The sequence below is a fragment of the Streptococcus acidominimus genome (assembly GCF_001921825.1).
Taxonomy (GTDB): Bacteria; Bacillota; Bacilli; order Lactobacillales; family Streptococcaceae; genus Streptococcus; species Streptococcus acidominimus.
The window spans coordinates 16,191-29,265 of record NZ_MSJL01000018.1; the positions used below are offsets into that span (position 1 = coordinate 16,191).

General features: G+C 45.1%; 12 protein-coding genes and 1 tRNA gene. 1 reads left to right on the forward strand and 12 read right to left on the reverse strand.

The features are described 5' to 3' along the window. Window positions 1-53: 53 nt before the first annotated feature. The 8 genes from BU200_RS05035 to truA all read right to left on the reverse strand — a co-directional run bounded on the left by BU200_RS05035 (window position 54) and on the right by truA (window position 6,794). Window positions 54-139, reverse strand: a tRNA-Leu gene (locus BU200_RS05035). A 178-nt stretch (window positions 140-317) separates the two neighbouring features. Next, window positions 318-1,922: a CTP synthase gene (gene pyrG, locus BU200_RS05040; RefSeq protein WP_075099132.1), complete on the reverse strand. Its 1,605-nt coding sequence runs from the start codon at window positions 1,920-1,922 to the stop codon at window positions 318-320. Between the two features lie 112 nt (window positions 1,923-2,034). Then, complete coding sequence (gene rpoE, locus BU200_RS05045; RefSeq protein WP_075099133.1) at window positions 2,035-2,625, reverse strand: DNA-directed RNA polymerase subunit delta; 591 nt, start codon at window positions 2,623-2,625, stop codon at window positions 2,035-2,037. Between the two features lie 230 nt (window positions 2,626-2,855). After that, complete coding sequence (tig, locus tag BU200_RS05050) at window positions 2,856-4,139, reverse strand: trigger factor (RefSeq protein WP_075099134.1); 1,284 nt, start codon at window positions 4,137-4,139, stop codon at window positions 2,856-2,858. A gap of 127 nt (window positions 4,140-4,266) precedes the next feature. Then, window positions 4,267-4,830 (reverse strand): TIGR01440 family protein, encoded by a 564-nt coding sequence (locus tag BU200_RS11370; protein WP_115265024.1) that lies wholly within the window; start codon window positions 4,828-4,830, stop codon window positions 4,267-4,269. Between the two features lie 3 nt (window positions 4,831-4,833). After that, window positions 4,834-5,304 (reverse strand): ECF transporter S component, encoded by a 471-nt coding sequence (locus BU200_RS11375; RefSeq protein WP_115265023.1) that lies wholly within the window; start codon window positions 5,302-5,304, stop codon window positions 4,834-4,836. Beyond that, on the reverse strand, window positions 5,294-6,055 hold the full coding sequence (locus tag BU200_RS05060; RefSeq protein ID WP_075099135.1) for a bifunctional hydroxymethylpyrimidine kinase/phosphomethylpyrimidine kinase: 762 nt from the start codon (window positions 6,053-6,055) through the stop codon (window positions 5,294-5,296). Before BU200_RS05060 ends, BU200_RS11375 begins: the two co-directional genes overlap by 11 nt. Continuing rightward, window positions 6,045-6,794, reverse strand: a complete 750-nt coding sequence (gene truA / locus BU200_RS05065) for a tRNA pseudouridine(38-40) synthase TruA (protein ID WP_075099136.1) — start codon at window positions 6,792-6,794, stop codon at window positions 6,045-6,047. Before truA ends, BU200_RS05060 begins: the two co-directional genes overlap by 11 nt. A 146-nt stretch (window positions 6,795-6,940) precedes the next feature. Here truA and BU200_RS05070 point away from each other — a divergent pair, with 146 nt between their 5' ends. Beyond that, the gene (locus BU200_RS05070) at window positions 6,941-7,393 is read left to right on the forward strand and encodes a Fur family transcriptional regulator (RefSeq protein WP_075099137.1); all 453 of its coding nucleotides are present in this window, start codon (window positions 6,941-6,943) and stop codon (window positions 7,391-7,393) included. A gap of 253 nt (window positions 7,394-7,646) precedes the next feature. On the opposite strand, the gene BU200_RS05075 is transcribed toward BU200_RS05070, so the two are convergent. The 4 genes from BU200_RS05075 to dnaJ all read right to left on the reverse strand — a co-directional run bounded on the left by BU200_RS05075 (window position 7,647) and on the right by dnaJ (window position 12,822). Beyond that, a complete protein-coding gene (locus BU200_RS05075; RefSeq protein ID WP_075099138.1) occupies window positions 7,647-8,312 on the reverse strand; it encodes an amino acid ABC transporter permease in 666 nt (221 codons plus the stop codon). Window positions 8,313-8,506: 194 nt separating this feature from the next. Beyond that, a complete protein-coding gene (locus BU200_RS05080; protein WP_075099139.1) occupies window positions 8,507-9,385 on the reverse strand; it encodes a transporter substrate-binding domain-containing protein in 879 nt (292 codons plus the stop codon). A gap of 115 nt (window positions 9,386-9,500) precedes the next feature. After that, a complete protein-coding gene (locus BU200_RS05085; RefSeq protein WP_083609362.1) occupies window positions 9,501-10,949 on the reverse strand; it encodes an amidase in 1,449 nt (482 codons plus the stop codon). Window positions 10,950-11,691: 742 nt separating this feature from the next. Continuing rightward, window positions 11,692-12,822 carry a molecular chaperone DnaJ gene (dnaJ, locus tag BU200_RS05090; RefSeq protein ID WP_075099141.1) on the reverse strand — a complete coding sequence of 377 codons (1,131 nt, stop codon included), beginning with the start codon at window positions 12,820-12,822 and terminating at the stop codon, window positions 11,692-11,694. Window positions 12,823-13,075: the final 253 nt, after the last annotated feature.

A 13,075-nucleotide genomic window follows, 5' to 3' on the forward strand; every position in this document is an offset into this window, starting at 1 on the left:
TTCCTCCCATGCTAGCAACTAACAAAAAAGACTGGGCAAACCAGTCTGTTCCATGCGGAGAGAGGGACTTGAACCCTCACGACCTAAAGCGGTCACAGGATCCTTAGTCCTGCGCGTCTGCCAATTCCGCCATCCCCGCGATAGAGTACCTTACCAGTATATCAGCTACTCTATCTCTTGTCAATACTTTCCGAATATTTTTTCTAAATTTTCTTCATCCCGTATCTACTGGCATGTCAACATGTGAGGTGACAGCAAGCACTAAAGCTACTGACACGCCTCATCACAGGACGAGATTTCCTCGCTTTTACTCCTGCCTATCTCCGATTTTCAATCGCTGACGACACAAAGGCGGTGTAAAGCTCCTCTGGGCGATTTGGACGGCTGGATAACTCCGGGTGATACTGGCAGGCTACGAAGAATTTGTTTTCAGGAATTTCCACGATTTCGACCAAGCGATTGTCAGGTGATACGCCAGAAAAGACAAAACCTGCTGCTTCAAATTGTTCTCGGAATTGATTGTTAAATTCATAACGGTGGCGGTGGCGACGTTGCACCACTTCTTGATAGTTATAAGCTGCTGCTGCCCGACTTCCCTTTTTGAGTTTCGAAGGGTAAAGTCCGAGGCGCAGGGTACCGCCCATATCTTCTACATCAATCTGATCGCGCATCAGATCGATAATCGGATAACTTGTATCAGGGGCTAATTCAGCAGAGTTTGCACCATCAAATCCTAGGACATGGCGAGCAAACTCGATACAAGTCAACTGCATGCCCAGACAGACACCTAGCATCGGCACATCTTGCTCACGGGCATATCTTATCGCCTGAATTTTCCCTTCCGTCCCTCGTTGTCCAAAGCCACCAGGAACGATAATACCATCTGCGCCTCCAAGTACAGCTGCAACATTATCTGCTGTCACGTCATTGGCATTGACCCAGTCAATCTGAACCTCTGCATCATTGGCATAGCCAGCATGTTTCAGCGCTTCTACCACAGAGATATAGGCGTCCGGCAATTCCACATATTTGCCGACCAAGGCAATCTTGACTTGTTTTTTCAAGTTCATAACCTTATCCACCATGGCAGACCATTCGGTCATATCTGCTGCTGGCGCATCAATTTTCAAATGGTCACAGACGATTTGGTCCATCTTTTGCGCTTGCAAATTCAGGGGAATCTGGTACAAATGATCGACATCAAGCGATTCGATAACCGCTTCTGGGTCTACGTCACAGAATTGTGCCAGTTTGTTTTTAATCCCTTGACCGACAGGTTCTTCTGTGCGGATAACCAGCATATTGGGCTGGATCCCCAGACCCCGCAATTCCTTTACAGAGTGCTGGGTTGGCTTGGTCTTCATCTCGCCTGCCGCTTTCAAATAAGGCAGTAGCGTGGTATGGATATACATAACATTATCGGCACCTACATCTGATTTCATCTGACGAAGAGCTTCAAGGAAGGGCAGGCTTTCAATGTCTCCGACCGTTCCCCCGACCTCGGTGATAATCACATCTGCATCCGTTGTTGTCGCTGCCCGCTTGATCTTTTCTTTCAAGGCATCGGTAATATGAGGAATGACTTGGACTGTCGCTCCGAGATATTCCCCGCGGCGTTCCTTACGGAGTACCTCGCTGTAAATCTTACCTGTCGTTACATTGGAATATTTATTGAGGTTGCTGTCAATAAAACGCTCATAGTGACCAAGGTCAAGGTCAGTCTCTGCTCCATCTTCTGTCACGAAGACTTCCCCATGCTGGTACGGGCTCATTGTTCCCGGATCAATATTGATATAGGGATCAAATTTTTGAATCGTTACGGTCAAGCCACGATTTTTCAAAAGGCGTCCCAAACTCGCCGCAACTATCCCTTTTCCAATTGAGCTGACTACGCCACCTGTTACAAAAATATACTTTGTCATACATTCAGTTCTCCTTCAAAATAAAATAGCTCCCTGAAACAGGGAGCTCTGACCTCAAAAGAGGTGCCCGACTAATAGCATATCGAAAATATGAATATTTGTCAAATGAGACTTATTCCTCATCAATCGCGTCGTCATCTTCTTCTGTGTAGTCGTCATCTTCTTCATTTAACTCAACTTCTTCATCCACTAGATCTTCATCTGGGATAATTTCATTGATTTCAGAATCGTAGGATTCTGCCTCGTCTTTTTCGTCATCTGGATTGTCATCATCATATTCCGTTGATGCCGCAGATTCAAAACGATCCTCATCTTCTGGATCATCATTGCCATAATCAATCGCGTCTTCGTCGCCATCCATAAAGGCATTCACGCGTTTTTTCTTCCGTTTTGGTGCGTCTTCATCCTCTTCCTCAAGCGTAATGACTTCTTCATCAATCTCATCAATAGCATACCATGAACGAAGTCCCCATTTGTTTTCGCCAAGAGGGATAAAGCTACCATCCACATTCAAGTCAGAATAGAAAGTCGGAAGAGCTGCGCGAATATCGCTATTTGATTTCTCAAGGTAGTTTTGCACTTCATTGACCAAATCATTGAAATACATTTCATGATCACGACCACGTTCTTCTAAGATTGCACGCGCCACTTCAATCATCGACAATTCACTTTTTTCTTGTCCTGCAAATACGTTTAATTCCAAGTCTATTCTCCTTATGTAAAATATGAACCCCAGCAAGCCCTGCCACAGATTCATCCATACTCTTTGAATATAGCTACGTTTATTTTTCGTACTAGCTCAAGAGTATTTTCGGTTTTCCCTACTATTTTACGCTAAAATCAGCAAATAGTCAAAGATAAGTTTACTCTTGTTAGAATTGTAGAAAAATAGAAGCTAAGAACAAACTTAACCTCTATTTCTGTTGTTTTCTATTATTTTACAGTTGCTGTGCTTGTGATGACTTCAACAGCTTTTTTCACTGCGATGTCGTGTTTCAACATGTCCTCTGAAAGCAGACGGCGCACTTGCTCTACTTCCATATTATAAGTAGTTGCTAGTTCTGTAATTTCTGCTTCGATTTCTTCTGCTGTTGCTTCAAATCCTTCTGCTTTCGCCACTGCTTCAACAACAAGGTTTGTTTTCGTGCGTTTCTCTGCATCCGCTTCATGTTGCTTATGAAGATCTTCGCGTGTTGTTCCAGTGATTTGGAAATACATATCTGGTGAGATACCTTGCTGCTGCATACCACCGAGGAACTCGTTCATTGCACGGTGTACTTCTTCGTGAATCATTTCTTCTGGAAGTTCAACGATTTCCGCATTTGCAACTGCCAAGTCAATAGCTGCTGTTTCAACCGCATCATCAAAAGCACTTTCTTTCGCTGCTTCTAATTCTTTACGGTATTTTGCTTTCAACTCGTCAAGTGTTTCCACTTCTTCATCAAGGTCTTTTGCCAACTCGTCATCAAGGGCTGGCACTTCTTTTACTTTTACTTCATGGATTTTTGTCACGAAGAGGGCTGGTTTCCCTGCCAAGTCTTCTGCTTGATAATCTTCTGGGAATGTCACTTCTACATTCACTTCTTCACCAGCACTGTGACCTACCAATTGGTCTTCAAAGCCAGGGATGAATTGACCGCTACCAAGACCTAGTGAGAAGTTTTCACCTTTTCCGCCGTCAAACTCAACACCGTCGATCGAACCAACAAAGTCGATAACAACTGTATCACCTTCTGCAGCTGGGCCCTCTTTGATCGCCAACTCTGCCAAGGTGTTGCGCTCGCGCTCAATTTTTGCATCTACTTCTTCGTCTGTTACTTCTTTTGTTGCTTCAACTGATACTGCTAGGTTTTTGTAGTCACCTAATTTGACTTCTGGTTTAGTGACAACTGCTGCAGTGATTGTCCAGTCTTGTCCCTTTTCCATTGACACAACGTCGATAGTTGGTTGTGCAACTACTTCAAGACCTGCTTCTGCAACAGCTGCTTCATAGGCTGCTGGCAAAAGAGCGTTAACAGCTTCTTGGTACAATGCTTCTTCACCAAATTTTTGGTTGAAGATCGCACGTGGCAAGTGACCCTTGCGGAAGCCTGGTACGTTGATCTCTTTTTTCACCTTGTTAAATACACGATCCAATTCTGGTTTGATAGCATCTTGAGCAATGGTAAAGGTCAAGACACCGCGGTTTGTTTCTTTTGCTTCAAATGATACAGACATTCTGTCATTTCTCCTTAAAATTTTATTGCATACAAGCCATTATATCATATCTTCTAGCATTCTCCAAATTTTTATGCCAATTCTTTTGCAGGCTATTTTATGCAGAATGATGAGGGGTTAGGAGCTACTATCTTTTCCGAATGGCATCTTCTTGATAGCAGGCTCTTGCTCCGCCAATCAACTTTGGTCGACTGGCAAGGGCGGTCACGTGGGCATGCCCAATCTGGCGTAAGCTTGGACGCAGAGGCACTTGGACATGTTTGACGTGCATACCAATAGCGGTATCTCCAATATCCAGTCCTGCATAGGCTGTGACAAACTCTACCTCGACAGGATCTTTCATATACTCAAAGGCTGCTACTTGTCCCGAACCACCAGCGTGCAGGCTCGGAAGGACATTGATGATTTCTAAATCCTTGGCAAGGGCAAAATCTCGCTCAACCACCAAGGCGCGATTCAAGTGTTCACAACCTTGAACAGCAAGATAAATCCCACGATCCGACAGTAGGTCTAAGATGGTCTTGACAATGACCTGTCCCACCTCCAGATTGGAATGCTTGCCGATACGACCACCGATTACCTCACTGGTCGACAGCCCCAAGACAAATAATTGCCCCTTTTGTATCCGGCTCAATTCCAGCACTTCTTCTACAATAGCGACCGTTTGCTCTTTTAGCACCTTCATGTCCATCATCTATACCTTGACCTTTCTAGCCCTTACCATGACCTTAGCAAGGATCGAACCGAGAGCCATTCCGACCATATTTTGCACGAGATTTCCCATAAGGCTATCTAGCGCTGCTGCCAGATTATAGATCATCATACTGGCTAGAAAATAACCTCCTACCATTACAAGGCTAGCAAGAAGAAGACCTACCACACGCTTCTTACCCGACCAACCAGCTGCATAACCTTGAAAGCCGTGAAAGATCAGACTAAAGAAAGCCCACTGCGGATAACCCAGCAATAAGTCAAGCAGAAGCCCCGATAGACCACCGACAATCGCTCCCTCTGTTGAGCCCAGATAGAAAGCTGTAAAAAAGATACCGACATCTAGAAATGTGATAAGCCCTGTCAAGGTTGGCAGGTGTACGTATCCCAAGACAAGCGTCAAAGCTGTCAAGATTGATAAGAGCGCAATTTTTTGTGTATACTTAGTTTTCATAAGGCACCACCCCATATTCATCAGATGCTTGAATAGCACGGTAGACAAAGTCCTTAGAATGTCTCACCGCTTCAAACACATTCTTTCCCAATGCCAATTGGCTGGCAATACTGGACGCAAAGGTACAGCCTGCACCTGTATTATTGTTCGCCACTACCTTGGCTTCCAAAATCTGGTACTCCCTACCATCATAGTAGAGATCTATTGCCCGCGCTTGATCTAGTCGATTACCACCCTTAATCACGACATGTTGCGCCCCTAGTTCATGCAAGGCTTTCGCCACCTCTTTCATCTCTTCGAGAGTTTGGATTTTTCTTTGGGTCAATAGCTCCGCTTCTACCAGATTTGGAGTGATAATCGTCACATAAGGGAAAATTGCTATCAATTCATCACGCAGATGGTTGACCTCCACATCATGCGTTTCCTTACAGACAAGAACCGGATCCAAAACAATTGGGAGATCTGCCTGCGCACGCACAAAGTCAAGCGCCTGCTTAGCAATGGCTACATTGGGCAATAAGCCCAACTTTATAGCTGCAAAATCCACCTCTTGCAAGCTCCTTAGTTGTTTTTCAACGACCGTTTCCTCCACAGGAAAGACTTCAAAGCCAGCTCCTGTCATAGCTGTCAGACAGGTCACTACGACAAAACCATGCAAGCCATTGACCGTATAAGTGGTCAAATCCGCATAGAGACCACCTCCGCTAAAAATATCATTGCCTGAAAGGGCTACTATATACTTACTCTTCATATCGGATCTCCTTTAAATACAAGCCATTGGGTGCCGCCGTAGGTCCCGCTAGTTGACGATCTTTTTCTTGTAAAATCCGCTCCACCTGCTCAATCGGCATCCGGTTGTTGCCAATCTTGAGCAAGGTTCCCACCATATTGCGCACCTGCTTGTAGAGAAAGCCATTGCCTGTAAAGGTGAAAATGAGCAAATTCCGCTCAGGCTCTAGCCTGACACGCGCTTCTGTAATCGTCCGCACCTTATCTTTTACCGCCGTTCCTGACGCCGTAAAGCCCGTAAAATCATGACTTCCCACCAAGGCAGATATGGCCTTTTCTATTCGCTCTATCTCCAAGTCATAGGGAAAATGGGTCGCATAATGCCGCAACATGGGATTTTTGGGCCGCCCAATATCTACCAAAAATTCGTAGGTTTTCTGGTGCTTGGCATAGCGACAGTGAAAGTCATCTGTCACCTGCTCGATCGCCACCACATCTATATCTTCAGGACTTTGCGTATCAAGGGCAAAGCGTAATTTCTCCACCTCTCTGGCACCGGGTAGGTCAAAATGGATCACCTGACCATAGGCATGGACACCGCTATCTGTCCGCCCAGCACCATGCACCACGATTTCTTGCCCCCTATTTAAACGTTGCAGGGTCTTTTCTAATTCCTCCTGAACCGTCCGTGCATGCGGCTGCCGCTGAAACCCTGAAAAATTGTATCCATCATAGGAAATAATCGCTTTATATCTTGTCATAGCATGATTGTACCATAGCTAAAAAGTCTCTGACAAGGTTTTTACCTGCCATCTGTCCTAGGACAGATGAGAAAATAGCACCTTTATTCGCGCTTTTTTGTCAAATGGTGTATAATGAAGAAAATACTTTGAAAGAGAGACGTGCCATGTCACACCACGCACACCATAATCACCAAGACGCCTATCAGCACGTCGTGAGCCATTTAAAAGAAAAAGGCATTCGGATAACCGAAAGCCGAAAAGCAGTCATTCGTCAACTCATCACTAGCCCAGACCATCCGAGCGCCGAGATGATCTACAAGGAATTGCGTCCAAACTTTCCGACCATGAGCCTAGCCACTGTCTATAACAATCTCAGGGTTCTAGTCGAAGAAGGGTTTGTAGCCGAGTTAAAGCGCAACAACGATACGACTACTTACTATGACTTTATGGGGCACGACCATCTGAACATTATCTGCGAACGCTGCGGAAAGATTACCGACTTGATTGCCGAAGACATACCAAGCCTTGAGCAACAAGTACAGGAACAGACCGGCTATCACATCACCAAAGAACTCTTAACCATCTATGGTATCTGTCCAAGCTGTCAGACGAAGTAAACATCATTCTCTAGCCTTGCCCTAACCGCCAGACTAGAGAGCCTCAAGTCCCGATAGGACAACCATAAAAAGCAAGAGACCGAAGCCACAACTGCAATTGCAACAGCTAGTGTATTGGTTTCGGACGAAGCCGATTAGAAGCTGGGACAAATGAGCTAGCCAAGACTTGGACAGACCGAGTAGGGGCAGTCATTTGTACTGGCCTCTTTTTTTATTCCCATACTCTTTGAAGCTCATACTCGCTCTATAAAAATCAATAGGTTGCTAAGCGTTTTTCCAGATGAACTTGACCTAGTGCATACAAGCTACAAATAACCCAGTAAATCAGAGCCACACAGATATAAACTGTCATGTAATCAGACTTCGCACCACCGACAATCTTGGCCTTATTGAACAATTCTGGCACGGTAATCATGGCGGTGAGCGAGGTACTTTTGACCATGTCTAGCAAGACATTACTGAGGGGCGGCACGGCAATCCGAAAAGCTTGAGGAATGATGACCCTGCGATAGATGACGGAAGTCTTTAGACCGAGAGAACGAGCCGCCTCCCATTGACCATGATCAATGGCAGAAAGGGAGGAACGGATAATCTCTGAAATGTAGGCGCTCGACATGAGGGTAAAGGCAATGATACTCGCACTGATGGCATCTAGCTCCAAGCCCATAAAGGGGAGCCCAAAATAGATAAAAAAGAGCAGAACCATGAGCGGGATCCCCCTCATCAAGGAAATGTGGATCATGGCTAGATAACGCAAAGGGGATAGCCGCGACATGCGCAAGAGCGCCACAAAAAAACCTGAAACCGTTCCTAGGACAAAGCCGATTAGGGACAAGCCTAGCGTATAGGGTAAGCCCTCCAATATTTTTGGAATGGCTTCTTTTGCCAATTCGAGATTAAAGATTGCCTGCCAATTCATCCTATTCCTCCATCATCTCATATCGTCATACTCTATAAAAATCAAAATCTGACTAGGCAATGAAATCGCAGGTCAGCAAGGTGAGGTAAGGATATCAGAGTTTGATTTTTGATGAGTATCAATAAAAGAGAGCGAGTGCAGGGCTACTAGCCCGTTCTTCCTCACTCTCGTTCTTTCCAGCTTCAAGATGCTAACTATTTCATATCAGCCACATCAATGACAGGAAGATTTTCCACACCTTTTTCAGGCTCTGTCAAGTCTTGGCCAGCGTAATACTTTTCAGAAATTGCTTTTAAAGTCCCGTCTTCTTTCATCGATGTGAGGGCTTTATCTACTTGCTCTTTCAAACTTGTATCCGTCTTGCGCATCACAATCCCTTGCTCCGTTGGATTGTACTTAGGTGTACCCATTTTCACCTTAATATCTGGGAATTGTTGCGTAATGTAATTGATAGCAATCACCTGTGTGTAGTAGTCATTGGGAATAAAATCTGTCCGACCAGTCGATACGTCGCGGAGGTAAACGTCGTTAGTCACATTGTCATAGATAACAGGTTCTGCACCCAATTTCTCGGCAAGTTTCATATACTGGGTTCCTGCACCACCTCCAGCTTTCTTGCCTTTCCAGTCGCTCAAGTCTGCCGCTTCAATGCCAGATGATCCGTCCGCACGGACAATCATTCCACCGATTGAATACTTGTAGGGGATGGAGAAATTGTATTTTTCAAGGCGCTCTTTTGTCGTGTCAAAGTTGTTGACTGTCACGTCTACTTTTCCACTGTCTACCGAGGTAAAGGCTTCTGCAACGCCGATTTCTTGATACTCTATCTTAATATCCAAGCGTTTACCAATTTCATTGACCATGTCAATTTCATAGCCGACCAATTGGTCTGCATCATCATGGTAAGAGGTTGGGTAGAGGGTTCCGGGAGTTGCGACTTTTAAGACACCTGCTTCCTTGATTTTCTCCCACTCTGTCTGGTTCGTGGAAGCGCTTTTATCGGCTGTGCCAGAACAAGCCGCTAGAGCAAACGAAGACACGAGTAAGGCTGGGACAAGCAATTTTTTCAACATGATAATCTCCTTTTTCCATTTACTGATCTGTTGTCCAAGATCACAAAACGTCTAAAGAAACGGTATCATAAGGAGAGACTTTTATCAATTATTTTAACTGAAAATTTAAAGCGCTTTACAGGACGAAGTTGCCATGTAGCTGTCCAAGCTCTTCTGCCAAGGACAAGAGGATATCCTCCCGCCCCTTAGCTGCGGTCAGCTGAATACCGATTGGCAAGCCCTGCTCTGTTTGGTAAGTCGGCAGGCTGATAGACGGCTGACCCGTCAGATTAGCATGGGGAGTAAAAGGTGTCCAAGCCAGAGCCTTTTCAAACATCTGCCAGATCAGTTCTTGCTGCTCCTCCATCCCATAAGTGTCAATATCTTGTAGTTTTTCTGACAGGTGCTTGTCCAAAGCAAATTGACCATGCTTGGGAGCAACCCCAGCCACCGTAGGAGTTAACAAGACATCATAAGTCTCATGAAAAACAGCCATTTTCGCACTATATTGATCCCAATCCTGCAAAATCTGACTATAACGATAAGCAGGAATAGTATGACCGCTCCGATAAATAGCCCAAGTCATCAACTCCATATCCTCCATCCTCATCTTACGACCCAAACTCGCTTCAATCCCTGCAAACATCTGTGCTGTCTCAACGCTATTCATCAGGTAGTAAGAGGAAATAAGCTCGGCTCCATCAAGTGGATATGCCGTCAATTCCCTCACCTGATGCCCCAGCGCTTCTAAGGCGGGTACAAGCTCTAAAACAGCCGCTTGCGCGTCAGCCGACACCTGTGTGTCGATCGGTGACTGGAGCGAGAAGGCAATCTTGAGAGGTCTTTTTTCATATCCGAACAAACTCTCCCAAGACAGGGTCTGTAACGGAAAGGGCGCTTCTACTTGGTAGGTTTGCAAGTGATAGAGAAGCCGTTTGGTGTCTCGGACAGATTTGGTCAAGGCAAAATGCACGGACGCCCCCTGCCATCCCCGATAGCTAGATGGTCCAACTGGTATCCGACCACGACTGGTCTTTAAGCCGATAAGTCCGTTAAAACTAGCTGGAATACGGATCGAACCGCCTCCATCTGAAGCTCCCGCCAAGGGTACCATGCCAGATGATACGGCTGCCGCTGCCCCACCGCTTGAACCGCCTGCATTACGGGTCACATCAAATGGTAGATTGACAGAACCATGTAATTGGCTATCTGAAATATTCTTAAAGCCAAATTCTGGTGTGTTGGTTCGCCCTAGTACAATAAACCCCAATTCCTCCAGACGCTGCGTATACCGATCACTCTTTTGCGCCCTGTAATTGGCAAACAGGCGAGAGCCCGAGGTCGACAACTCACCTTTTTGTTCCTGCCCCAAATCTTTCAATAGAATCGGCACCCCTGCAAAAGGCTGCTCTCCTATTTTCAGATTTCTCGCCCGCCCCAGCGCCTGCTCATACTGGGTAGTCACGACTGCATTCAATGCAGGATTCAAACGCTCAATCCTGTCGATACTTGCTTGGACGCATTCTTCGGCTGATAGCTCTCTAGTCCGAAGCGCCTCTGCCATAGCTGTTGCATCTTGGTACATAACATTCCTCCATCTCATACTCGTCAAAAATCAAGCCCTATTCTCAACAGCTTTAGCCTATCATGAAAGACAAAAATCAGCAAGCCATAGTTGCTGATTTGGTCATTTCGTTTATCTTTTGTTACCTCCTAAACCCGTCTTGCTGTACTCTACATGCTCAAAGACAGTTTTTCTAAGTTCCAATCCTTATGTCATGTTTTTCCTTAACATACTTGTTAAAAGCGAGGCTGGGACAAAGGTCAAACCGAATCGAATATAGAAAAAGCGAACAAGGTGTATTTTCTGTGATTCAGAATCTACTCTTGTCCGCTTTTTAGGTCGTTGCGCCAATGTATAGTATTTGTTGCTTCAGAATTTCTTAAAGGAAAATCTTTCTGTCCCGAAGCAACCTGTTCCTTGAAACAAGCAAGAAAAAGAGTCATAACCGTTGCAACTTTAGTTGCTTTCACAGTCTAGGAATAGACTGGGAAGATGGGAGATAAAACGAGTGAAACTCGTGTCAAACGCTCTCGTATCTTGTAATTGAGTTCAGCCTAAAACCTCGGAAAAAAGATAAATACTCCTAGAAGCAAAGACTTCTGCGTCGTATTTCCTATTTTTCAGTCGGTTTTTTAACGCCCTCGTATCTTATGGAATTGAACTCGTGCTACAACTCGCTGACAAAAAGATCAATCTCATTGGGTGCAAGACACACTGCTTCGATTGCCTATTTTGTCTAGGAGTTGCTTAACGCTCTCGTATCTTAGAGTTCCTCAAAGGCGTCTTTTACTTTATCGAAAAAGCCTTTTTTCTGGGGGTTAACAGTCATATTTCCTGCTGCCGCAAATTCTTTCAAGGCTGCTTTTTGTTTGTCATTGAGGTTGGTTGGTGTGACAATATGAATGGTTACATACTGGTCGCCCACAACACCACCACGTAGGCTTGGGGCACCTTTCCCTTTCAGACGGAATTTCTTGCCAGTCTGCGTACCTTCAGGAATCACCAAATCGACATCACCATGAACAGTCGGCACATGCACTGTATCACCTAAAGCTGCTTGAACGAAGTTTAGGTTCAATGTGTAGTGAATGGTCGTGCCGTCACGTTCAAACTTGTCCGAAGCCTGCACCTGAATGATGACAAATAGATCTCCATAAGGACCACCGTTAAATCCAGCCTCTCCTTGACCTGAAAGGCGGATTTTTTGACCTGTTTCAACACCTGCTGGTACTTTGACAGTAACTGTATGAGCCTGCTTTTCGTGACCTGTACCGTGACAAGTATGACATGGGTCTTTGATTTCTTTTCCACGACCATGACAGACATCACAGGTCATTTGTCGGCGCATCATACCGAGCGGTGTCTGGGTATCAACGTTGATAACACCAGCACCATGACAGCGACCACAGGTTACAGGGCTAGTCCCTGGCTTGGCTCCAGAACCCGTACAGGTTCGACAGGTCGCTTCACGATTGTAGCTGACTTCTTTTTCTGCACCAAAAATTGCTTCTTCAAATTTTAAATTGATACGGTATTGAAGATCGTCTCCCTGACGCGGCGCATTGGGATTACGACTTGCGCCACCTCCTCCAAAGAAGCTAGAAAAAATATCTTCAAAACCACCAAAGCCTGCACCATCAAAACCGCTAAAGCCTCCGCCACCAAAGCCGCCTTGGGCACCAGCAGCACCAAATTGGTCATAATTAGCGCGCTTTTGAGTATCACTAAGTGTTTCATAGGCTTCCTGAATGTCCTTGTATTTCTGCTCCGCACCAGCCTCTTGATTGATATCTGGATGGTACTTCTTGGACATTTTCCGATAAGCCTTTTTAATCTCGTCTTGAGAGGCATCCTTAGAAACCCCAAGCCGATCGTAAAATTCTGTATTGTTCATATAAGATACCAAGCCCGTAAAAAGCAAAGTGAAAATAGGAAATCGGCAGAAAATCCTGATTTTCTAGACGATTTATCTTTTTCACACAGCTTTTAGGGCGGGTTCATTTCCTTTCTATTAAAACACTAAATCTTGCAACAACTAAAAAGAGAGAGATTATAACCCGTGTTCAGTTACGAACACTTTCTTCCTTTCATAAGTTTGTGGAAAGAACCGAGAATGCAAAGCGGGTTCTGTTCCTTGCTGTTAAAGT

Bases quoted from the DNA above. Each gene is read 5' to 3' on its own strand.
- pyrG (WP_075099132.1), bottom strand. From the start codon at position 1,922: ATGACAAAGTATATTTTTGTAACAGGTGGCGTAGTCAGCTCAATTGGA.
- tig (WP_075099134.1), bottom strand. From the start codon at position 4,139: ATGTCTGTATCATTTGAAGCAAAAGAAACAAACCGCGGTGTCTTGACC.
- BU200_RS11370 (WP_115265024.1), bottom strand. From the start codon at position 4,830: ATGGACATGAAGGTGCTAAAAGAGCAAACGGTCGCTATTGTAGAAGAA.
- BU200_RS11375 (WP_115265023.1), bottom strand. From the start codon at position 5,304: ATGAAAACTAAGTATACACAAAAAATTGCGCTCTTATCAATCTTGACA.
- BU200_RS05060 (WP_075099135.1), bottom strand. From the start codon at position 6,055: ATGAAGAGTAAGTATATAGTAGCCCTTTCAGGCAATGATATTTTTAGC.
- truA (WP_075099136.1), bottom strand. From the start codon at position 6,794: ATGACAAGATATAAAGCGATTATTTCCTATGATGGATACAATTTTTCA.
- BU200_RS05070 (WP_075099137.1), top strand. From the start codon at position 6,941: ATGTCACACCACGCACACCATAATCACCAAGACGCCTATCAGCACGTC.
- BU200_RS05075 (WP_075099138.1), bottom strand. From the start codon at position 8,312: ATGAATTGGCAGGCAATCTTTAATCTCGAATTGGCAAAAGAAGCCATT.
- BU200_RS05080 (WP_075099139.1), bottom strand. From the start codon at position 9,385: ATGTTGAAAAAATTGCTTGTCCCAGCCTTACTCGTGTCTTCGTTTGCT.
- BU200_RS05085 (WP_083609362.1), bottom strand. From the start codon at position 10,949: ATGTACCAAGATGCAACAGCTATGGCAGAGGCGCTTCGGACTAGAGAG.
- dnaJ (WP_075099141.1), bottom strand. From the start codon at position 12,822: ATGAACAATACAGAATTTTACGATCGGCTTGGGGTTTCTAAGGATGCC.